The 22,349-nt window shown below is 49.3% G+C and carries 21 protein-coding genes; 9 read left to right on the forward strand and 12 right to left on the reverse strand.

Annotated elements, in window-relative coordinates:
• Positions 1–68 precede the first annotated feature (68 nt).
• Positions 69–329: a DUF2534 family protein gene (locus OGV67_RS10060; RefSeq protein WP_012132282.1), complete on the forward strand. Its 261-nt coding sequence runs from the start codon at positions 69–71 to the stop codon at positions 327–329.
• Positions 330–385: 56 nt separating this feature from the next.
• Here the strand turns inward: OGV67_RS10060 and uspE are convergent, their stop codons facing one another.
• The 4 genes from uspE to ogt all read right to left on the reverse strand — a co-directional run bounded on the left by uspE (position 386) and on the right by ogt (position 3,769).
• On the reverse strand, positions 386–1,336 hold the full coding sequence (uspE, locus tag OGV67_RS10065; RefSeq protein ID WP_012132283.1) for a universal stress protein UspE: 951 nt from the start codon (positions 1,334–1,336) through the stop codon (positions 386–388).
• A gap of 259 nt (positions 1,337–1,595) precedes the next feature.
• A complete protein-coding gene (gene ydfZ / locus OGV67_RS10070; RefSeq protein WP_024130312.1) occupies positions 1,596–1,799 on the reverse strand; it encodes a putative selenium delivery protein YdfZ in 204 nt (67 codons plus the stop codon).
• Between the two features lie 507 nt (positions 1,800–2,306).
• A complete protein-coding gene (fnr, locus tag OGV67_RS10075) occupies positions 2,307–3,059 on the reverse strand; it encodes a fumarate/nitrate reduction transcriptional regulator Fnr (protein WP_003020397.1) in 753 nt (250 codons plus the stop codon).
• A gap of 194 nt (positions 3,060–3,253) precedes the next feature.
• Complete coding sequence (gene ogt / locus OGV67_RS10080; RefSeq protein WP_012132287.1) at positions 3,254–3,769, reverse strand: methylated-DNA--[protein]-cysteine S-methyltransferase; 516 nt, start codon at positions 3,767–3,769, stop codon at positions 3,254–3,256.
• 521 nt (positions 3,770–4,290) lie between these two features.
• Here ogt and smrA point away from each other — a divergent pair.
• Positions 4,291–4,854, forward strand: coding sequence for a DNA endonuclease SmrA (smrA, locus tag OGV67_RS10085; RefSeq protein WP_012132289.1), 564 nt, complete (start codon positions 4,291–4,293; stop codon positions 4,852–4,854).
• 40 nt (positions 4,855–4,894) lie between these two features.
• On the opposite strand, the gene OGV67_RS10090 is transcribed toward smrA, so the two are convergent.
• Positions 4,895–6,127: a sensor domain-containing diguanylate cyclase gene (locus OGV67_RS10090; RefSeq protein WP_012132290.1), complete on the reverse strand. Its 1,233-nt coding sequence runs from the start codon at positions 6,125–6,127 to the stop codon at positions 4,895–4,897.
• A gap of 537 nt (positions 6,128–6,664) precedes the next feature.
• On the opposite strand from OGV67_RS10090, the gene zntB reads away from it, so the two are divergent.
• The 3 genes from zntB to dbpA all read left to right on the forward strand — a co-directional run bounded on the left by zntB (position 6,665) and on the right by dbpA (position 9,509).
• Positions 6,665–7,648, forward strand: coding sequence for a zinc transporter ZntB (gene zntB, locus OGV67_RS10095; protein ID WP_115614762.1), 984 nt, complete (start codon positions 6,665–6,667; stop codon positions 7,646–7,648).
• A gap of 275 nt (positions 7,649–7,923) precedes the next feature.
• Complete coding sequence (gene ynaL, locus OGV67_RS10100) at positions 7,924–8,106, forward strand: proline-rich small protein YnaL (RefSeq protein WP_072025335.1); 183 nt, start codon at positions 7,924–7,926, stop codon at positions 8,104–8,106.
• A 29-nt stretch (positions 8,107–8,135) separates the two neighbouring features.
• Positions 8,136–9,509 (forward strand): ATP-dependent RNA helicase DbpA, encoded by a 1,374-nt coding sequence (gene dbpA, locus OGV67_RS10105; protein WP_200003527.1) that lies wholly within the window; start codon positions 8,136–8,138, stop codon positions 9,507–9,509.
• Positions 9,510–9,590: 81 nt separating this feature from the next.
• Here the strand turns inward: dbpA and ttcA are convergent, their stop codons facing one another.
• The 5 genes from ttcA to nifJ form a co-directional block, all read right to left on the reverse strand.
• On the reverse strand, positions 9,591–10,526 hold the full coding sequence (gene ttcA / locus OGV67_RS10110) for a tRNA 2-thiocytidine(32) synthetase TtcA (RefSeq protein WP_115614763.1): 936 nt from the start codon (positions 10,524–10,526) through the stop codon (positions 9,591–9,593).
• Between the two features lie 218 nt (positions 10,527–10,744).
• Positions 10,745–11,179 (reverse strand): universal stress protein UspF, encoded by a 435-nt coding sequence (uspF, locus tag OGV67_RS10115; protein WP_012132296.1) that lies wholly within the window; start codon positions 11,177–11,179, stop codon positions 10,745–10,747.
• Between the two features lie 75 nt (positions 11,180–11,254).
• On the reverse strand, positions 11,255–11,473 hold the full coding sequence (locus OGV67_RS10120) for a KTSC domain-containing protein (RefSeq protein ID WP_012132297.1): 219 nt from the start codon (positions 11,471–11,473) through the stop codon (positions 11,255–11,257).
• A 141-nt stretch (positions 11,474–11,614) separates the two neighbouring features.
• Complete coding sequence (gene ompC / locus OGV67_RS10125) at positions 11,615–12,751, reverse strand: porin OmpC (RefSeq protein WP_047463579.1); 1,137 nt, start codon at positions 12,749–12,751, stop codon at positions 11,615–11,617.
• Between the two features lie 364 nt (positions 12,752–13,115).
• Positions 13,116–16,640: a pyruvate:ferredoxin (flavodoxin) oxidoreductase gene (nifJ, locus tag OGV67_RS10130; protein WP_115614764.1), complete on the reverse strand. Its 3,525-nt coding sequence runs from the start codon at positions 16,638–16,640 to the stop codon at positions 13,116–13,118.
• Positions 16,641–16,915: 275 nt separating this feature from the next.
• Here nifJ and OGV67_RS10135 point away from each other — a divergent pair, with 275 nt between their 5' ends.
• On the forward strand, positions 16,916–17,182 hold the full coding sequence (locus OGV67_RS10135) for a putative hemolysin (protein ID WP_012132302.1): 267 nt from the start codon (positions 16,916–16,918) through the stop codon (positions 17,180–17,182).
• Here the strand turns inward: OGV67_RS10135 and hslJ are convergent.
• A complete protein-coding gene (hslJ, locus tag OGV67_RS10140; protein ID WP_047463583.1) occupies positions 17,179–17,601 on the reverse strand; it encodes a heat shock protein HslJ in 423 nt (140 codons plus the stop codon). The genes OGV67_RS10135 and hslJ overlap by 4 nt on opposite strands.
• A 113-nt stretch (positions 17,602–17,714) precedes the next feature.
• Entirely contained in the window at positions 17,715–18,704 is a 990-nt protein-coding gene (ldhA, locus tag OGV67_RS10145; protein ID WP_012132304.1) for a D-lactate dehydrogenase, read from the reverse strand.
• A 1,458-nt stretch (positions 18,705–20,162) separates the two neighbouring features.
• Between ldhA and OGV67_RS10150 the strand changes: the two genes are divergently transcribed.
• From OGV67_RS10150 to OGV67_RS10160, 3 genes are read left to right on the forward strand one after another with little or no spacing between them, the layout of a single operon-like run.
• Complete coding sequence (locus OGV67_RS10150) at positions 20,163–21,242, forward strand: YadA C-terminal domain-containing protein (RefSeq protein ID WP_115614765.1); 1,080 nt, start codon at positions 20,163–20,165, stop codon at positions 21,240–21,242.
• A gap of 48 nt (positions 21,243–21,290) precedes the next feature.
• Positions 21,291–21,752 carry a helix-turn-helix transcriptional regulator gene (locus tag OGV67_RS10155; RefSeq protein WP_071258360.1) on the forward strand — a complete coding sequence of 154 codons (462 nt, stop codon included), beginning with the start codon at positions 21,291–21,293 and terminating at the stop codon, positions 21,750–21,752.
• Between the two features lie 47 nt (positions 21,753–21,799).
• Positions 21,800–22,243 carry a DUF417 family protein gene (locus OGV67_RS10160; protein ID WP_049011902.1) on the forward strand — a complete coding sequence of 148 codons (444 nt, stop codon included), beginning with the start codon at positions 21,800–21,802 and terminating at the stop codon, positions 22,241–22,243.
• The last annotated feature ends 106 nt before the right edge of the window (positions 22,244–22,349 follow it).

Here is a 22,349-nt window from a genome sequence, read left to right on the forward strand (position 1 = left end):
CAACGGGGGATTGTCATGGTATTGTTACGCGCAAGTAACAGAGCTTTCATCTGCAAAAGGACGATACCATGATCATGACAAAGCTGAAGACAGCAAAGGGGAAGAAATTTCTGTTGGGCCTGCTGGCGGTGTTTATTATTGCGGCATCAGTGGTTACGCGGGCGACTATCGGCGGCGTGATCGAACAGTATGATATTCCGTTGTCCGAGTGGACAACCTCGATGTATTTCATCCAGTCATCAATGATTTGCGTCTACAGTCTGGTTTTCACCATTCTGCTGGCCATTCCGCTGGGGATCTATTTCCTCGGTGGTGAGGACAAACAGTAACGTGAGTGAGCGGCTTCGCCGGGTAGGCATAAGCGCTACCCGGCACGAAAATAGGCTTAATCGTCTTCTTCGTCATCCAGTTCGACCGGTGTCTGATACTGATCGGGTTTAATTACAAGCAGATCGCAGCGCAAATGGTCGATAACCTGTTCCGCCGTATTGCCCAGGAAGGCCGCAGATATCCCGGTACGACCAACCGTACCCAGTACAACGATACCCGCCTGTAGGTGCTCGGCTAAATCCGGGATAACCTCTTCAGGCAACCCTTTTTCAACATGCGTCACTTTCTCATCAATGCTGAATTTCTGACGTAGCGCCTTCATCGCCAGCAAATGCTGACCGCGAATCGCGTCGTTGTAAACGCTCGGATCAAATTCAGGCAGTTCGATTGCGATATTGATGGGCGTCACGGGGTAGGCGCCAACCAGATGGACTTCGGTATGGTTCACCTGTTCTGCAAGTTGCAGCGTTTCTTTGACCAGCTTTTCATTCAGCGCATTGTGATAAGGTTCTTCGCTTGCCAGGTTCACGGCCACCAGCGCTTTACCGCCTTCAGGCCACGGTTGGTCCTTGACCATCCATACCGGGCTTGGGCATTTACGCAACAAATGCCAGTCAGTCGGCGTAAAGATTACCGCTTCCAGGCGGTCATGCTGGTGCGCCATTTTGAGCACCAGATCGTGATCGTCGCTGATCACTTCCTGGATAATGGCTTCAAAGGGACGGTTGTGCCAGACCACTTTTATCTCAACGGGAACACCTGCTTCGATGTAGTATTTCGCTTGTTCGCGTATCCAGGCTGTTCGCTGGCTGATGACGCCCTGACGCATCGCGGTACGCTCATCAGGCGAGAGCAGGGTAGTCATTTCATAGGAAAAATCATAGATCGGCAAAAAGGCTTTAATTTTGCCACCAATCCGTTGATGCAAATAAACAGCGCGTCGTAATGCGGGTTGATCGTCCTGGTTTGGGTCGATGACCACCAGCATATTTTGATACATAGCCATACAGGGTCTCCTTACAACTGTCACCGCAGTTTGTAATTAAAAGAGTAACCCATATATGTTGAATGAAACAGGGGGGAACCTTCTGCCAGATCAATAAATCAGGAAAATTTGCTGTTCTATAGGGCAGTGTATTGAATGTAAACAATTTCTATCAGTAAAATCAGACTTCCGGGGCATACCTGGGGTAAATAGCGGCTTAGTAGAGTCTGTAATTAAATCTGTTTGATTCATGAATGCCGCCATAGCGGCATTCTTATCGTTAGTGGGAACCAAGACGGATCAGTTCAACGGGTTCGAACTGGCCTTCACAGCCTTCCACTTCGACGGTCTTGTTGCGGCGTAACTGGGCTGGAGTTAACCCGTTAGAATGTATGGCAACGATTTTACCCGTTCTGCCCGTCCCATTAATCATAACCCGACTGCCATTAGTAATAGGATTATGGTTACGATCATAAGTGATCATGGTTCTTTCTCCTCTTAATATCTGGGTATCAAAAAATCCGCTTAACAATCCGGGCCGCAGTCCAGAAGCGAACGTAATATAAATACACCTTTGTCATAATCTTTTTTTGTTTTTGATCAATGTCACACTTTTTCTATACCCACCAAACCGCTGTTTTCGGGGGGAGTTAAATCAATAATCATTGTAAATGACAAGGTGTTAGAGTTGCCGCAGTTGCGTCGTATGCAAGAACGCAACTGCGGCCAGCTGGCGATCGTTCGATAGTGCGAATATAGAACGGTTGCCAGCCGCTGCGGATTGTACTTTTCCGGCATGATGAATCAATGTGGTTAATCCGAAAACGGCCTGGCAGGGCGTAAACCATGCCAGTGGTGTCCAACTGGAGTGATGGCTACGTATTTGAGATTTCTTTAGCTTATTGACGTGGTGTGATTCCTTCTGTCAAACCAATAAATCAGGAAAATTTAATGATTTAACAGAAGGATAACTGACTTACTTGAGGAAAGATTAAGCAACGTTGCGAGTATGACCAGCAAGCACTGCGAGCGCATCGCTGTTTTCGATGGTGATGTATTTACCTTTCACCGCCAGCATACCGCTTTTCTGGAAACGCCCCAGCAGACGGCTGATCGTTTCGACCGTTAAGCCAAGGTAGTTACCGATATCGCCACGGGTCATCGTCAGGCGGAATTCACGCGGAGAGAAACCGCGCTGGGCAAAACGACGGGACAGATTGTAGATAAAGGCTGCCAGACGTTCTTCCGCATTTTTCTTCGACAGTAACAGGATCATATCCTGATCGCCTTTGATCTCGCCGCTCATCAGACGCATCATCTGTTGACGTAGGTTAGGCATCTTACCGGAGAGATCGTCCAGAGTCTCAAACGGGATTTCACATACCATTGAGGTTTCCAGCGCCTGGGCAAAGCTCGGGTGGTGCCCGCTGCCAATCGCGTCAAAGCCGACCAGGTCGCCCGCTAAATGAAAACCAGTGATTTGCTCGTCGCCCTGCTCGGTAATGGTGTAGCTTTTAATCGTACCGGAGCGGATAGCATAGAGCGATTTCAGTTCATCACCTGCTTTAAACAGCGTTTGCCCTTTCTGAATAGGCTTTTTACGCTCGATGATATTATCAAGCTGATCAAGCTCATGTTCGTTAAGTGTGAACGGGATGCAAAGCTGGCTGATACTGCAATCCTGGCAATGGATAGCACAACCGCCAGACTGAATGCGCCGTATAATTCGCTTTTCCGGGATCATAGGTCTGCTCAAGCCGTAATTGATATTTGTCAATTTTAACATCTTTTTGGTGAGCACGTAAGCCTGAGCTACTCCCAATAGAGGATAATTCAGGCATAAGCAGGAGAAATATTTATATCCCTTTGAAAATCCATGCTTTATAAGTGGTTACTTTACATCAAAGTGTGACGGGTAAGGCACAAAATGCCTGGTTTCTACAGCAGCAGATACCCTTCATGGCGTAATAACCACTCTTTTCTCTGCACGCCGCCAGCATATCCCGTCATTGTCCCGTTGCGCCCGATTACGCGATGGCAGGGTACAACGATACTGACCGGGTTAGATCCGTTAGCGGCGCCTACGGCGCGAGCGGCTCCCGGACGGCCTAATTTTTCGGCAAGTTGACCATAATGCATAACCTGACCGCAGGGGATGGTGCGCAGCGCCTGCCACACTTCCCGCTGAAAAGGTGTTCCCCCGGTGGCGGTCTCCAGCGTATCAATGATGCTGAGATTTCCCTCAAAATACGCGGTGAGCTTATCGCTCAGGCCACCCGGATTTTTGGCGGCGATGCGCTCGTATCCCTCTGAACGATAATGTATGTCCAGTAGCTGTTCCATACGGTCGCTGTGTTGCTCCCATTCGACGGCGCGCAGGCGGAATTGCTCATCGCAAATCACCCATAACGGCCCCAGCGGGGTCGCAATATTGTCTTCAAGTAATCTCAGCATCCGTTATCTCTCATTGCAGGCGGGATAATTCCCGGACTCATCAGCAGTTCAACAAGATACCATGCGACCAATATCCGCAACCATACCCCTAAAAAGATAAGCGGGCATAATACGTTTAGCGTCATTGTTTGTTGAAAAAGCGAACAAATAAAGATGCTGAAAAAATGAAGCACGGCAGGAGAATAAAAAACAGGGACTGTCGACATCCGCCAGCCCCTAAAATCTACACAGCAGTGCTTCCTTAACCTTTTCCCGGCCTGGTTTTCCCTCAGCGGGTAATAAAGTTATAACGGCTATAAAAGAGATATTCCACTTTCAGGGCATAATTGATTTTACAAAAGCCCCGCTGAAATTGTCGGTTAACGCAGGATAAAACGTGGCTTTACCGGGGATGAAATAGTGAGATGCGCATAGCCAGATAATTGAGCCAGTATCGTTTATTGGAAATAACTGTAAACCGTTGTCGGTATAATAGCGCGCGGTTATGATAGTGCCTGTCTTAACGCGCTGGAGGAGGAATCATGAACCTTGACGACAAAACGCTGTTTCTTGACGCCATGGAGGATGTCCAACCGTTGAAACGTTGCGCTGATGTACACTGGCAGCCCACGCGCAATTCACGGGCGCCGCAGCGTATCGATACGCTCCAGCTCGACAATTTTCTCACTACCGGGTTTCTGGATATTCTTCCTTTGGGCGAACCGCTGGAATTTCGCCGGGAAGGGTTGCAGCAGGGCGTGCTCGACAAACTGCGTTCGGGAAAATACAGCCAGCAGGCGAGTCTCAATTTGCTTCGTCAGCCGGTTGAGGAATGTCGCAAGATGCTGTTTAGCTTCATCTGCCAGGCGCGTCAGGATGGTTTACGCAACGTGCTGATCATTCATGGCAAAGGGCGGGAAGATAACGCGCATGCCAATATTGTGCGCAGTTATGTGGCGCGTTGGCTGACGGAATTTGACGACGTTCAGGCTTACTGTACGGCGCTGCCTCATCATGGCGGCAGCGGAGCGTGTTATGTTGCGTTGCGTAAAACGGCGCAGGCAAAGCAGGAAAACTGGGAGCGTCACGCGAAACGCAGCCGTTAAGGGTGTTCACAGGCTACTTACGGGCAGCCTGTGACGTTTATTACGCCGCCAGCACCCGATTTCTGCCGTCGTTTTTGGCTTTGTACAGGGCATCGTCCACCCGCTTAAATAATTCATCAATACTTTCATTCGATTCGTGCCGTGCGACGCCGATGCTGACGGTAAAACGGGGCAGGCCAGGAATACAGACTTTCGCCACGGCGGCGCGTATTGATTCTGCAAGATTAAGCGCAACCTCCAGCGAGGTTCGCGGCAGCAGCAAGACAAATTCTTCACCGCCCCAGCGAAAGACCAGGTCGCCTTTACGTGCGCGGGCTTCCAGCGTTCGCGCCAGAGCGCACAGCACTTCATCGCCTTTCAAATGACCGTATAAATCGTTAATGCTTTTGAAGCGATCGGTATCGATTAGCAGCAGGCTGTAATCCATTGTCATCGACAGATGGGGCGTATGGTTTTGTTCAGTAAGAAGATAAAATTGCCTGCGGTTCAGTAAGCCGGTCAGCGCATCATGCAGGGCAGCGCGTTCCAGCTCCTGTTCCAGCCGTTTTTGCTCGGTAATGTCATGAATGATGCATAACATGAGTTTATCGCCGTATATCTCAAGGGGCCCCGCATAGGTTTGTACGTGCCGGGTGGTGCCGTCAGAGAGTTTATGGACGAAGTTTAAGGGCTTATGACCGCCGGGCAGACGGGCAATCTCATGCATAACAGGTAAGATCTGGCGGCCTAATACGTTGATTTCCCATGTATGTTTCTGGCACATCGCTTCATGGCTGTAGCCATAGAAATTGAGTGCGGCCAGATTGGCATCGACGATCAAACCGTCCCGCGAAGGGTCTATCAACAGCATCGGCGCGGAGTTCGTCAGGAAAAAACGGGCGTAAAACCCTTGTTTTTTACGCTGATAGTTTGCCGAACGGCTGGCCTTGAGACCTTGCGCCGTAGGTGTCTCTATGCCTTCAAAAATAATAACGTCTCCCTGCGTCGACAGGGTTTTAACCGAGAGGCGGCAGGTTAAGGCGATTTCTTTACCATCACGACAGACCGTCAGAATTTCAACAATATCGTGATGGTGGTGTAAATCAGCAACGTACATGCGCAGTTCATTTTGCGCATAAGTTGAAAATATCCCCTTTCTGAGACGGCTGAAAGTCTGTTCCTGTGTCAGTTCGCGTGCGGCGGTATTAGCGAAAACTAACTCTTCTGTGTGTGGTAAAACAATCCAGACAGGAAAACTTAATAAATCCAGAGCATTGAGTTCGTGAGCAATCATCGATAATCCCGTTATCTTCACATGCTGTGTTGCCGGTTTATTGGTGAATGGCTTTTTTATTAACAGCTTACAGTGATATGGAGCGTTTTTTCACAAATCGGGAGACAACAATAGACGTGCAGATAAATCTAGCAGGGAACCAGGACAAATCCACGAATGATAAGTTTTTTTTCAATGGTCGATATAAGTGTGAACGAGTAAAAAGGAAGAAAGGTTGATGGCGACTTATATAAACATTACTCAGGCTAATCATTCTGAAAGAGGTTAACCCTTTCCCGTACGACATATTAAAGCTGATGATGCAACGCAAGGTTATCGATCTACAGACTAAAATTCATAAATTTCGATTAAGTAAATTATCATCCGTTGAACACCCCATATTGTCTCGCACAACACATTTGCGTCGGTGATGCCGGCGCCTTTCCTGCCATACCGTACTTTTCTGAATCATTTCAGCGCAATGGGATAATGAGGTATTGCTTAACATACGCCGAAGGCTAGACTAACGAAAAAGCGTTAAATGAATGTGGAGGCGTTGTGGAAGCCATCAAGGGATCGGAAGTCAATGTGCCGGATGCCGTTTTTGCCTGGCTACTGGATGGTCGCGGCGGCATTAAACCGCTTGAAAATGACGATATTATCGACAGCCAGCATCCCTGCTGGTTGCATCTCAATTACACCCACCCTGACAGCGCGCAGTGGCTGGCGTCAACGCCTTTGTTACCGAATTCTGTACGCGATGCGCTGGCTGGCGAGAGTTCGCGCCCACGCGTCAGTCGGATGGGGGAAGGCACGCTGATCACCTTACGCTGCATCAACGGCAGTACCGATGAACGCCCAGATCAGCTAGTGGCGATGCGTGTATATATGGATGAACGTTTTATCGTCTCAACACGACAGCGAAAAGTTCTGGCGCTTGATGAGGTGGTTAGCGACTTGCAGGAAGGGACGGGCCCGTCCGATTGCGGCGGCTGGCTGGTCGACGTGTGTGACGCCCTGACGGATCACGCCAGCGAATTTATCGAGCAATTACACGATAGAATTATCGACCTGGAAGACAATCTGCTCGATCAGCAGATCCCGCCGCGTGGATTCCTGGCGTTACTGCGTAAGCAACTGATTGTGATGCGTCGATACATGGCGCCTCAGCGTGATGTTTATGCGCGACTGGCAAGCGAGCGTCTGGCCTGGATGAATGATGATCAGCGGCGTCGAATGCAGGATATCGCGGATCGTCTGGGAAGGGGGCTGGATGAGATCGACGCGTGTATTGCGCGCACGGGCGTGATGGCCGATGAAATTGCGCAAGTCATGCAGGAGTCCTTAGCACGCAGAACCTATACGATGTCGCTGATGGCGATGGTCTTTCTGCCCAGCACATTTTTAACCGGATTGTTCGGCGTGAATCTCGGGGGAATTCCGGGTGGCGCATGGCATTTTGGATTTTCTATGTTCTGTATTCTGTTAGTTGTCCTGATTGGTGGTGTTACCTTATGGTTGCATCGTAGTAAATGGTTGTAACAACAACGCTTTTCATCGTCCTTTGAGCAGAAAAACGCCGCATAATTTGAGCGAAGTCAATAAACAATCTACCCATTCGGGGCAATATCTCTCTCGCAGGTGAATGCAACGTCAAGCGATGGGCGTTGCGCTCCATATTGTCTTACTTCCTTTTTTGAATTACTGCATAGCACAATTGATTCGTACGACGCCGACTTAGATTAGTCGGCTTTTTTTTGCCTGCGGGATATCAGCGTCTACCCTAAAAGAGTCAATCTGTATGACCGGAGGGTAATATGACCAGCCTGTTCACGTTGTTGCAAATGCAAACGCGCCAGTCGGATTCCGTACCAACCGATCCGGTGCCGATTCCCGATCCTATCCCGCGCCCACAACCTATGCCAGATCCGCCGCCGGATGAAGAACCGATTAAATTGTCGCATCAAGAGCGGAGATCTGCGAGGATACGCGCCTGCTGACTGTGTGTCTTTTACCGCGAGATTAAATTGTGACCGCTTTTTCTACTCTGAATGTCCTGCCTGCCGCCCAACTCGAGAATCTTAACGAGTTGGGTTATCTTGAGATGACGCCTGTCCAGGCCGCTGCGTTACCGGCGATCCTGGCCGGAAAAGATGTGCGCGTGCAGGCAAAAACCGGCAGCGGAAAAACGGCTGCATTTGGTCTCGGGCTTTTACAGCATATTGATGCCAGTCTGTTCCAGACCCAGTCGCTGGTGCTTTGTCCTACGCGCGAACTGGCCGATCAGGTGGCAGGGGAGCTGCGTCGTCTGGCGCGTTTTCTGCCTAATACCAAAATCCTGACGTTGTGCGGCGGGCAACCTTTCGGCGCGCAGCGAGACTCTCTCCAGCATGCGCCGCACATTATTGTCGCGACGCCGGGCCGCCTGCTTGACCATCTGCAAAAAGGCACCGTTTCTCTGGATGCCCTGCAAACGCTGGTGATGGATGAAGCCGACAGGATGCTGGATATGGGCTTTAGCGACGCTATTGACGAGGTGATTCGCTTTGCGCCGTCACGCCGTCAGACTCTGCTGTTTTCCGCCACCTGGCCTGAGGCCATCGCGGCGATCAGCGGTCGGGTTCAGCAAAATCCACTGACGATTGAAATTGATTCGGTGGATGCGCTGCCATCTATCGAGCAGCAGTTTTTTGAAACATCTTCGCAGGGGAAAATCCCGCTGCTGCAAAAGCTGCTGAGCCAGCATCAGCCTGCGTCATGCGTTGTTTTCTGTAATACCAAAAAAGATTGTCAGGCAGTTTGTGATGCACTCAATTCTGTCGGGCAGAGCGCATTATCGCTGCATGGCGACCTTGAGCAGCGCGATCGTGACCAGACGCTGGTTCGTTTTGCAAACGGCAGCGCGCGCGTACTGGTAGCGACGGACGTCGCCGCGCGTGGGCTGGATATCAAGTCGCTGGAGCTGGTCGTAAACTTCGAGCTGGCGTGGGACCCGGAAGTTCACGTACACCGTATTGGTCGTACCGCCCGTGCAGGCAACAGCGGTCTGGCGATCAGTTTTTGCGCGCCGGAAGAGGCGCAGCGCGCCAATATCCTGTCTGAAATGTTGCAGCTTAAACTGAACTGGCTGACGCTGCCGGGCAACGTTCCGGTTGCACCGCTGGAAGCTGAAATGGCGACGCTGTGTATTGATGGCGGTAAAAAGGCAAAAATGCGCCCGGGCGACGTGCTGGGAGCATTAACGGGAGATATTGGTCTGGATAGCGCTGATATTGGCAAAATTACCGTACATCCGGCCCATGTCTATGTGGCGGTTCGCCAGCCTGTGGCGCAGAAAGCCTGGAAGCAATTGCAGAACGGAAAGATAAAAGGGAAGAGCTGTCGGGTTCGTTTATTGAAATAAATGCCCGTTCCGGCCTACAGGTGCTTATGCGCATCGTAGGCCGGATAAGACGTTTACGTCGCCATCCGGCTGAGTCAGAAATTACTTCACTTCCACGATGTTCAGACGCAGTTCATCCAGTTGGTTATCGTCTTCCTCTGGCTGCCAGCCTGCGGGTTGCAGAGGGATCTCTTCGCGGTCAAAGGCTAAATCACCACCGTCTACCACATCGGAATCATGATTAATGCCTTTGAAATCAAAAAGATTAATATCGCTCAGATGAGAAGGCACCACGTTCTGCATCGCGCTGAACATGGTTTCAATACGCCCTGGATAACGCTTATCCCAGTCGCGCAGCATGTCGGCGATGACCTGGCGTTGCAGGTTTGGCTGCGACCCGCACAGGTTGCACGGAATGATCGGGAACGCTTTGGCTTCTGAAAAACGCTCAATATCTTTCTCGCGGCAGTAGGCCAGCGGGCGGATAACGATGTGTTTGCCGTCATCGCTCATCAGCTTCGGCGGCATCCCTTTCATTTTCCCGCCGTAGAACATGTTCAGGAATAACGTTTGCAGGATATCGTCGCGGTGGTGGCCTAACGCAATTTTGGTTGCACCCAGTTCTGTTGCGGTGCGGTAGAGAATACCGCGGCGCAGTCGGGAGCACAGAGAGCAGGTCGTTTTGCCTTCAGGAATTTTCTCTTTAACGATCCCATAGGTGTTTTCTTCAACGATCTTATACTCTACGCCCAGTTTCTCGAGATATTCCGGCAGAATGTGTTCGGGAAAACCCGGTTGCTTCTGGTCAAGGTTAACGGCGACCAGAGAAAAGTTGACGGGCGCGCTTTGCTGCAAATTACGCAGAATTTCCAGCATGGTATAGCTGTCTTTCCCGCCGGAAAGGCACACCATGATGCGATCGCCTTCTTCGATCATATTGAAGTCAGCAATCGCTTCGCCCACGTTACGACGCAGACGCTTTTGTAATTTGTTCAGGTTGTACTGTTCTTTCTTGCTAATATCTTGATTTTGCGACATTTAATAGAGGCTCAATTCATTGTGTGGCATCAGAAAAGTATGCATCACGCCGGAAAGACCGGCAAAAGAAATCTGATATAAAAACTGTGGCGTGTATGGTACGGATTGGCGAGAAGAATGTCAGCACATTTATACCCGTTATACCTCAGGTTGCAGGTAAGCGTGCATGGCTGAAAAGTGGATATGAAAAGCCCGCAACGGCGTGCGGGCTGATGCGTTTAGCGAACCACCAGGACGGAACATTCGGCATGGCGTACGACCGCTGCGGCGTTGGAGCCCAGCAGATACGTGGTGATGTCCGGGCGGTGAGAAGCAATAATCACCATGTCTGCCGGTAATTTTTTAGCCATTTCCAGAATTTTATCTTTCGGAGAACCCTCCGCGATATGAATCTGTACTCTGTCGGCAGGAATACTGAACTTCTTGATAATCTCTTCCAGTTGAGATTTTGCTTCGGCTTTCAGATCGTCCATAGCCGGTAACTCTGCTGAGTAGGCCAGGCCTAAAGAGGCGTAATAGGGCAGTGACGGAATAACGGTCAGGAAATGGACCTCTGCGTCATCTATTTTTGCCTCGGCTTCAACATGGGTGATAACGCGTTGAGTTAATTCTGAATCTGAAATATCGATGGGCACAAGAATCGTTCTGCTCATAAAACCTCCTGTTTAAGTATCCGATTAAAGTTTAACCCTTAATGGCACTTTATGTACAATGACAGGAGTCACATTTTAGCGTGAGTTTGGTTTCTGCTCTGGAAATTTCCCTTTGATCACGCCGTCATAAAAGCGGCCTTTAGAAACCACGACAAGAAAATCACGGAAAATACGCGACGGGACGCCGAGATATTGCAGAGTACCGGTTCGATGAAAACGAATTTCCAGCGTGCTGGAGGTTTCGTCATAGCCGACGGATGCAATACGGGATGATTTAACGGGATGATGGTTCATTGCCGGCGTCCTCTACAGCAGATCTTTATGCAATATATCATCTATCAATGGAGAGTTTTAGCGCAACAAATATATTGTTTTAGTATAGATAAAACACTGTTGTTATGAGAAAAGCCCGCCGTTGCCAGCGGGCTGACGGACTTAGAACTGGTAAACCATACCCAGAGCAACGACGTCGTCAGTAGACATATCGTTGCGAGTGTAGAAGCTGTCGTCTTCATCCAGCAGGTTGATTTTGTAATCAACATAAGTGGAGAAGTTTTTGTTGAAGTAGTAGGTCGCGCCTACGTCAGCATATTTAACCAGGTCTTTATCTTCACCGCCGGCCAGATCCTTACCTTTAGACATCAGGAAAGATACGGCAGGACGCAGACCGAAGTCGAACTGGTACTGCGCTGTAACTTCAAAGTTCTGGGTTTTGTTGGCAATGGTGTTATCACTGCCGTTTGAGCCACCGTAAGGAGTCATATTACGGGTTTCAGAATACATGGTCGCCAGATAGATGTTGTTAGCGTCATATTTCAGGCCAGCAGTCCACGCATCTGCTTTATCACCGCCAGCAGTAGAGTGATTTGCTTGCTGATTCGTTCGGTCGGAAGTGGTATATGCCGCACCGAAGCTGACGCCCATACCCAGATCGTAAGTTGAGGAGATACCGAAGCCGTCACCGTTGGAGTTTTTCACGTTACGGTCACCGCCGTTATTTGTCCCCTCCTGGGAATACGTGTCTTCGCTGCCGGATTGGTTTTCATTCGCACCCTGATATTGCAGCGCAAAGCTCAGACCATCCACCAGACCGAAGAAGTCGGTATTACGGTAGGTTGCTACGCCGTTAGCACGACCGGTCATGAAGTTGTCTGCTTTGGTATAAGAGTCGCCGCCGAATTCTGGCAGCATATCGGTCCAGCCTTCCACGTCGTACAGTACGCCGTAGTTACGGCCGTAGTCGAATGAACCATAGTCACCGACTTTAATACCTGCGAATGCCAGACGAGTCCAGGAGTCACCTTTATCACCTTCGGTACCGTTAGCCTGAACCTGATATTCCCACTGGCCGTAACCCGTGATCATATCGTTAACCTGAGTTTCGCCTTTGAAACCCATACGCATGTATGTTTGATCGCCGTCAGAATTTGCGTCATCAGAGAAATAATGCAGACCGTCTACTTTGCCATAGAGATCTAATTTATTGCCGTCTTTATTATAAACTTCAGCGGCGTGGGCCGCGCCTGCTGCTAACAGGGCAGGGATTACGAGAGCCAGTACTTTTCTTTTCATTGAAATAACCCTTTAGTTTTTTTATTTACCTGTGACTCCCCATAAGGGAAGTGAAATCATGCTAAAGGAGAAGTTCCGTAAAGAGATAAATATGAATTGTTACGCCTTAAGTAAAATCTTAATTAAATAATTCTACAGAAATGATGATAATTGACATGAATGTTTTTTAATAAAACATATAAAATAAAAATTATACAATTTAATTTTGTTGCGATATTCTGCGCGGGTTATATGCCTTTATTGTCACATTTTGCTTTTTTCGTTGGGCCATTGCGATAAGTACTGATCTTCCAGCGAATGAATTGACAAGCCCGAACCTTGGTTCGGGCTTTTTTTCGTCCTGACGAATACTCAAACAGCCGTATTATTCAGCACCGCTCTTTTCTGCTTTACCTGCCAGTTGAGCAAGGAAGTCATAGCGTTTTTGCAGATCCGCCGTCGCATCCTTCCAGAGCTGTTCAGCAACGTCTGGCTGCTGTGCATTCAGGCGGCGGAAGCGTTGCTCGTTGAGCAGCGTCTCTGCCAGCGCGTCTGACGGTGGACGGGAGTCCAGCGCCAGCGGCAGTTTACCCTCATCGGCGCGACGCGGGTCAAAGCGGTACAGCGGCCAGAAGCCGGTAGCCGTTAACTGACGCATCTGATCGTGGCTCAGCGCCAGGTCGTAGCCGTGTTCTTCACATGGGCTGTATGCAATGATCAGCGATGGCCCCGGATACGCTTCCGCTTCCTGGATTGCTTTCACCGTCTGATTTAACTGCGCGCCCAGCGAGATCTGCGCGACATACACATGACCGTACATCATCATGCTCACACCCAGATCCTTACGCGCTTTGCGCTTGCCGTGTTCGCCAAACTTCGTGACCGCGCCAAGTGGCGTCGCCTTCGACGCCTGTCCGCCGGTATTGGAATAACACTGCGTGTCCAGAACCAGAATATTGACGTTCTCGGTCAGGCTCAGCACATGATCCAGACCGCCAAAGCCAATATCGTAGGCCCAGCCGTCACCGCCAATCAGCCAGATTGATTTCTCAATCAGCGCATCGGCATCGGTTAACAGTTCATGCGCGCCGTCGACATCTTTCAGATGCTGGCGTAATGCGGCGACCTGTTCACGACGAACTTCCGGCGTCGCGTCGGCGTGCAATGCGTCGTTTAAATCCGTTGGGATGCGATCGGCGAACTGTTCCAGCAGGCGCATGACGCGCACGCGATGCTGATCAACCGTCAGGCGGAAGCCCAGACCGAATTCGGCGTTATCTTCAAACAGCGAGTTCGCCCATGCGGGGCCGCGACCGTTGGCATCGGTGGTGTAAGGCGTTGAAGGCAGGTTACCGCCATAAATAGAAGAACAGCCGGTCGCATTGGCAATTAACATGCGGTCGCCATACAGCTGGGTCAGCAGCTTGATATACGGCGTTTCACCACAACCGGAGCAGGCGCCGGAGTATTCGAACAGCGGCGTGATCAGCTGAGAGGTGCGAATATCAATACGTTCCAGCTTGCTCTTGTCGATTTCCGGCAGATTGAGGAAGAAGTCATAATTCACTTTTTCTTCTTCGACATGCTCAAGGCGAGACATCATGTTGATGGCCTTGATTTCAGGGTTCTGGCGGTCTTTCGCCGGGCAAACTTCAACACACAGGTTACAACCCGTGCAGTCTTCCGGCGCCACCTGCAATACGTATTTTTGACCACGCATATCGCGTGATTTCACATCCAGCGAGTGCAGACTGGCCGGGGCGTTCTCCATTGCTTCCGGCGAAACCACTTTAGCGCGGATCGCCGAGTGCGGGCAGGCGGCGACACAGTGGTTACACTGGGTACACAGCTCTTCTTTCCAGATAGGGATCTCTTCGGCGATGTTGCGTTTTTCCCAACGGGTCGTCCCCATCGGCCAGGTGCCGTCTGGCGGCAACGCTGAAACGGGCAGGGCGTCACCAAGCCCGGCGAGCATGGCGGCTGTAACCGTTTTAACGAAATCGGGCGCTGCGTCAGACACCACCGGAGGCCGATTTGCGCTGTGCGGGTCCACCGCCTGCAACGGAACTTCTGTTACCGATTCGCGCGCCAGCGCCAGCGCCTGCCAGTTACGCTCAACCAGCTCCTGGCCTTTACTGCTGTAGCTTTTCGCTATCGCTCCCTGTAATTCCGCTAGCGCGCTATCACCAGGCAGAATCTGCGTCAGGTGGAAGAAGGCCATCTGCATCACGGTATTAATACGTGCCGCCAGTCCGCATTCGCGGGCGATTTTAGCCGCGTTAATCACAAAGAACCGCGCTTTTTTCTGGTTCAGCACCGCCTGAACTTCCTGCGGCAGACGTGCCCAGACTTCATCTGCGTTGTACGGCGTATTGAGCAGGAAAATACCGCCTGGTTTCAGACGTTCCACCATCTGATACTTATCAATAAACTGCAACTGGTGGCAGCCGACAAAATCAGCCTGCGCCACCAGGTAAGCGGAACGAATCGGCTGCTCGCTGACGCGCAGGTGAGAGACCGTCAGGCCGCCAGCTTTCTTCGAGTCATAGACAAAGTAACCCTGTGCATACCACGGCGTGGAGTTACCAATAATCTTGATGTTGTTTTTGGTTGCAGAAACGCTGCCGTCGCTGCCCAGACCGTAAAATAGCGCTTCCAGTTTCGCTGTACCGGGCAGGGTGTTTTCCGGCAGGGGCAGAGACAGATTAGTGACATCATCATAGATGCCAACCGTGAAGCGGGATTTGGGTCTGGCGCTCGCCAGTTCGTTGAAAACAGCCAGCACGCAATCGGGGCCAAACTCTTTTGAGGAGAGACCATAGCGCCCGCCGATCACCCGCGGTAAGGTTTCTCTCTCGCCGCTGTTGAATGCCTCCGCCAGCGCGGTCATCACATCCAGATACAGCGGTTCGGCCTGTGCGCCAGGCTCTTTGGTGCGATCCAGTACGGCGACGGTACGTACGGTTTCCGGCAGCGCCTGTAATAAATGTTTTGCTGAGAACGGACGGAACAGACGGACTTTCAGTACGCCCACTTTTTCGCCGCGCGCCAGCAGCTCGTCCACCACTTCCTCACAGGTGCCGATTGCGGAACCCATCAGAATAATGACGCGTTCCGCCTGCGGGTGGCCATAGTATTCAAACGGCTTGTACTGGCGACCGGTGGCCCCGGCGAAATCATTCATTGCCTGTTCAACGTGGTCATAAACTGCGTTGTACCACGGGTTCGTGGCTTCACGGGACTGGAAGTAGGTATCCGGGTTGGCAGACGTGCCGCGAATCACCGGATGTTCAGGATTGAGCGCGCGGGAGCGGTGCGCGTCAATTTCAGCCTGCGGCATCAGTTTCAGAATGGTGTCATCCGCCAGCGGCACAATTTTATTGATTTCATGCGAGGTACGGAAACCATCAAAGAAATGAATAAATGGCACGCGGCTTTTCAGCGTGGCAATCTGCGAAATGAGCGCGAAATCCTGCGCTTCCTGAACGCTACCGGCGCTCAGCATGGCGCAGCCTGTCTGGCGAACCGCCATCACATCAGAGTGATCGCCAAAAATAGACAAGGCATGAGTAGCAATGGTGCGTGCGGCGACGTGGAGTACAAACGGCGTGAGCTGTCCCGCCAGTTTGTACAACGTTGGGATCATCAGCAGCAGGCCCTGAGATGAGGTAAATGAGGTCGAGAGCGCGCCGGTCTGTAATGCCCCGTGAACGGTGGCGATGGCGCCGCCTTCCGACTGCATTTCTACGACGCGAGGGGTATCGCCCCAGACGTTCTTAAGCCCGTTTCCGGCCCAGGCATCCGCCTGCTCAGCCATTGTCGAACTGGGCGTAATTGGGTAGATGGCGATAACTTCGCTGGTACGGAATGCGACCGAAGCAACCGCGCCATTACCGTCAATAGTGATCATATGACACCCTTACATTGCACAAAAAGAGGGACTCGCGAAACATCGGCGGGCCCTGATAGTTATCTCTCTATTTTAGCAAACCCCGATCTCTACCATTTTCGCTTTTGTGTCCCTGGAATAGAGGGAATGAATGATTTGATCAAAGAGAGGGCAAAAAAATTGCTAAAAAATGTCAATGAACCGCATAAATGGGCAGTTTGCCTCTCGACGACGCAGGGCAGCCTGCCTATTATTTATGGCGGTGTCGTTTCGGCTAACGTTCAGAGGGGAGAGAGATGCGTGCAGCGTTTTTAGTGGGGTGTGCCGCGTTATTATTGTCGGCCTGTAGTAATGAGCCTGTTCAGCAGGCGACGGCAGCGCATGTTGCGCCGGGGTTAAAGGCGGCAATGTCCAGTTCCGGGGAAGCTAACTGCGCCATGATTGGCGGGTCGCTCTCTGTTGCCCGTCAGCTTGACGGATCGGCGATTGGCATGTGCGCATTACCCAACGGCAAACGCTGTAGTGAACAGTCGCTCGCCGCTGGAAGCTGCGGCAGCTATTAATGCACTAAATCAGCCAGTCGGAACATCAGCGTTTGTTCTGCGGTCGCCAGCGTCAACTGGTTAGCCGTTAAGTCGACCTGCGCGCCCTGTTTGAGCATCGCGCTAATGGTGTGATCCAGTTCATTTAACTGCGGGTCGGCGCACATCATACGCGTCATCGCCATTTCTTTGACTTTCAGCTCGCCATCAGACAGCTTGCCCTGGCCACTGAAGCGGTTGCACATGCGGCCAGAAACCGTCATTTTTTCACCGAAGCTTAACTCCGGGGCGTTCTTACCCGCAGCGACTGGTTTTCCGTTTACACTCTCCAGAACAAAACGGTGATGCTGTAGCTGATCACGGTTAACGGAGACTTTTCCATTGCTGACACAGCCTGCCATAAGCATGCTGAGTGCAACCAGTGCGACGATCTTCTTCATTAAAACTCTCTACATTTACTGACGGGAAATCATTCATAATTGTAATGATATAGCCTGGTATATCATCGGGGATTATCTGAAAGTGCTCCCCTGAACGCAGGGGAGCAGAAGGGTCAGAACAGGGCGTTCGGGCAGGTTTCACCTTTTGAGAGCTGTTCCAGATTTTGCAGAGTGGTTTCCGAGATGCTGGTCAACGCTTCCGCGGTCAGGAAAGCCTGGTGCCCGGTGAATAGCACGTTATGGCAGGCAGACAGACGACGGAATACGTCATCCTGAATCACATCGTTGGACTTGTCCTCAAAGAACAGATCGCGTTCGTTTTCATAGACATCCATCCCCAGTGAGCCAATCTTCTGGTTTTTCAGCGCTTCAATTGCCGCCTGCGAATCAATCAACGCCCCACGACTGGTGTTGATCACCATCACCCCGTTTTTCATCTGATCAAACGCGGCATGATTAAGCAAATGGTAGTTTTCAGCTGTCAGCGGGCAATGCAGAGAAATGACATCAGACTCCGCAAACAGCGTCGGCAGATCGACATACTCCACGCCAAGCTCCAGCGCGGCGGCGCTTGGGTAAGGATCAAACGCCAGCAGTCGCATACCAAAACCTTTCAGAATACGCAGCGCGGCGACGCCGATCTTGCCCGTCCCGATCACGCCAGCCGTTTTACCGTGCATGGTAAAACCGGTCAGGCCTTCCAGTGAAAAGTTTGCATCACGGGTACGTTGATAAGCGCGATGAATGCGACGGTTCAGCGTCATCATCATACCAATCGCATGTTCGGCGACGGCTTCAGGAGAATAGGCCGGGACGCGCACGACTTGCAGACCCAGCTCTTTTGCGGCGTCCAGATCGACGTTATTGAAGCCAGCGCAACGCAGCGCAATGTATTTTACGCCGTGCTTTTTCAGCTCTTCCAGAACCGGGCGACTGCCGTCGTCGTTAACGAAGATGCATACCGCCTCGCAACCGTTGGCGGTTTTTGCCGTTTTTTCAGTCAGCAGAAAGTCAAAAAATTCAAGTTCAAAACCAAAGGACTCGTTAACATGTTGCAGGTACTTCTTGTCGTACTGCTTTGTACTGTAAACAGCGAGTTTCATAAGACTTTCTCCAGCGATGGTGGAATAACATTGAATCAATTAAAATTATCTTACAAAATTTAAAAAATAATTGATAGGCGTGATCATGACATAATGAATAATTTTAGAACATCTCTTCTTAAGGCACCTATCATACTAAAATTAAACAACTTTCTTAAACACATATTTCCCTTCCGGTCATTCTGAACCCACGCCTTATCAGTGGGTCAGTTACGCTTCCACAGACTGACGTATCCTTTCTGTATCGAATCAGTCTGATAGACGTTCGTAACGTCGAACAACCGACAGACATAACCTGCAAACTATAACTTTCATACGAAATCACCTATCGCTTCAATTGATTGACAAAAATTAATAATTGCTCCGCCCATCGCTCCATTCCATGATGAATTTCATGAACTTTTTCATTTGCTGTGATATTTATCACATTTCTGTAAATTTCACCAATTGTCCTGTCTGGTGTGACCAGCAGTAATTTCCCTTTTATTTTTTGCACTTATTTAAACAGGCGTTGATATGCTCCTGTTATCCCGTTTATCAAGGGATTGTCAAAGGATTCCAAATAAGCATAATTTAACCAAGAAATTAGTTTTGTTATTTTAACTTGAATCCTCGTGATTTTTATTAACACGTTTAATACAAACAAGAGTGAAGGGGTGATATTGCCGTAACTTAATACATACTATTAACAACACAGCATGTTAAATCCTGTCTTATCCGGCTAAGTTAAGTTGGAGGTGTTATTATGACTGCGCGCAGTATCGTAGCGACTTTTTAATGGAATAAAAATGTACGCGATGAATCTGTCGATGAATAAGCCTGGTACAGTAAGCAAGATAACCTTATTGAATAAACCAATTTCAATAACTGAAAATGCCTGCTCTACATGTAGTCTACTGGAGCAGCTTCACAGGTATCCTTCAGCTACTGTCGTAATATATGGGCGGCCGTCTTTATTTTTGAGTTTCTGGCTGCATGTTCGGGAGTGTTACCCGTGCGCAGCATTGATATTTAAGCATGGCTATTTTTTGCCTGTGGATGAGACCATTGCTGAGTTTTTTAACTACTTCACTATTGAAGGGAGAAGCGGTGTAAAACACCACAAGAAAACAATACAGCGTGTAATTTATTTTCTTCCTCCCGTTTTACTAAGGAAAGAATCTGTTCAGGATACAGCATATCTTACGGATACAGTACCTTTACTTAATGAAATAACACATGCGCGACTTTCTTCCGGGAGGTTATCGAAGCTGTCTAAAAGTGTTCTTGCACTAATACTTTCTGGCTTCAGTCGAGAGATGATAGCAATTAATTTAAAAGTTGGAATCAGGCAAGTCTGGTTGATTGAAAACTTCCTACGCAAAAGATGGCGAATTCCAGATTGTTGTTCTCTGGTTGAGTCTGTTTATTTCTGCAATAGATAAAAATTGTTCCTAATTTTAATTTAAGGGTGTTTACATGCATAAGAATGTTATGGCCTCTATGTTAGGTGTGGTTTTGTTCGGTGCTCTAAGCAATATCAGTTGGGCAGCGGACCAGAGTGAAGATCTCAACGCAACAGTCACTAAACGTGAGCTATATACCCAACTGGCTACATTAGCTCAATCCCTTTCTCAAAAAGGGAGCGTTTCTAAAGAAGAACTGATCAACTATATAGATAATCATGTAAAGGCTACAGATAAAAGTACGAGAGAGTATGTTGATAATGCTATTAGTGCTCAGGATATCTTGCAGAGTGTTTATACTGATGCTTTAGCGGAGCATATTGATACTCAAAATCGCTCACTGGCTTTACAGCAGGAGGCAGTAAATAAGCTAAAACAGGACGTGACCGTAAGCGTTGGAAAGGTTAATAAAGAACTGGATGAACAAAAGGATGTTCTGCGCGGCGAAATCGGCCAGGCCAAAGCTGATGCAATTGCACAGGCTGACAATAATGCGAAAGTCGTGCGTGGTGAGCTTAAGCAGCAGGGTGATTCCCTGCTTGGTGAAATCGGCAGCGCCAAAAGGGATGCCTACGCACGGGCCGACAGTAATGCAAAAGCCGTGCGTGGCGAGCTTAAGCAGCAGGGTGATTCCTTGCGCGGCGAAATCGGCAGTGTCAAAAGGGATGCTTACGCGCGTATAGACAGCAATACGGAAACTGTTCGTGGCGAGCTTTCTCAGACCAGCAAATATTTATCTGGAAAAATCAATGCTAACCAGTCTGCGGCCAGTAAGAATAGTCGCCGTTTAGATCTTCATGAATCCTGGCAAAAAATGGCGGCAGACAGAATGAATGGTCTGCAAAAACAGATATCTAACAACCGCAAAGAAATTCGTGAAAGTGCAGCTCAGAATGCGGCGCTTGCAGGTTTATTCCAGCCTTATAGCGTGGGTAAATTTAATGCTACTGCGGCATTGGGAGGATATTCAGATAAGCAGGCAGTAGCCGTTGGGATCGGCTACCGCTTTACAGACAATGTTGCAGGTAAAATGGCAGTTGCGGCCGGTGGAGATTCCGTTTCATGGAACACGGGTATTAGTCTGGAGTTCTGATTAAAGCTTACAGCAGGGGGTATTTTACTCCCTGCTCATGGAGCAATAATGAAAATTATCATCGCGACGCATGATTTTTATTTTCAGCAAGGCGCTGAAGTATTATTCAACTCGTGTGAGGCACTTGGCGTTGAACATTTTAACAGCGAAAGAGAAACGTATTTTATTATCTGTGATAATGAGTTCGCCGGACTCATGAGCATACTTTTCTACGGGTATGATTTTTACCTTGCCTGCAAGTCAGAGCCTTGCAATATGAAGCATGGATCTTGTTTGAATGACCAAGGTAAATCATTAACACATAATGAAAGAATTATCGCTTTCCTTTTATACTATAAACACTTTAGTGTAGAGCAAATCGCCAGGGTGAGAGGTCGAAGTAAGAAAACAGTATATTCACATATTTACAATATCAAGAAAAAAATCGGTTTAAAAAATGGAATGCACCTGCCATTTAAAAGTAACGGCATTGATCAGAATGCTTTTTTTGAACTGATATTTCTCATCTGAGATAAAATCTGGCTGGCATCTCATTATTATCTTCCCGGAGAATATGAATGAAGAATTTCATTAATCGATTTATTCGCTCAGATTACGATATCGTCATTCTTCGCCTGAGTGTTATCGGTGTATTTATGTTGTTTGGTACTTATAAATGGTTTGATTTTGAAGTTATGGCCCTGGAGCCTCTGATTTCATCAACATGGCTCAATATTCTGTATTTGATTTTTGGTGTCCACGGGGGAAGTTATTTCCTTGGCGTTATGGAAACCATTACATTTCTTGCGTTGATCATTGGCTTCGCCCGACCTGGTGTTGGCATACTAGGCGATCTCATTGTTATCACTACAGGAGTAACGACTCTGAGCCTGCTGCCACAACTGGGGAAAATTGACAGCTTCATTATCAAGGATGTTCTCTTGATTGGCGCTGGCGCAGTTTTGCTGAAATATGACCTTACCCGGTATCTGGCATTCAGGAATGGAACATACCGGGTATAAACGCTGCTACAGAATGGCAGGAATGTGAACCCTGGCAGAGGATCTGCAAATGGTCAGTCCTCTGCGCCTCTGTTTTCCGTAATAAATCAGGAGACTGAGTTAATTC

The sequence above is a fragment of the Citrobacter sp. CK188 genome (genome assembly GCF_030333525.1).
GTDB classification, from domain to species: Bacteria; Pseudomonadota; Gammaproteobacteria; order Enterobacterales; family Enterobacteriaceae; genus Citrobacter_B; species Citrobacter_B koseri.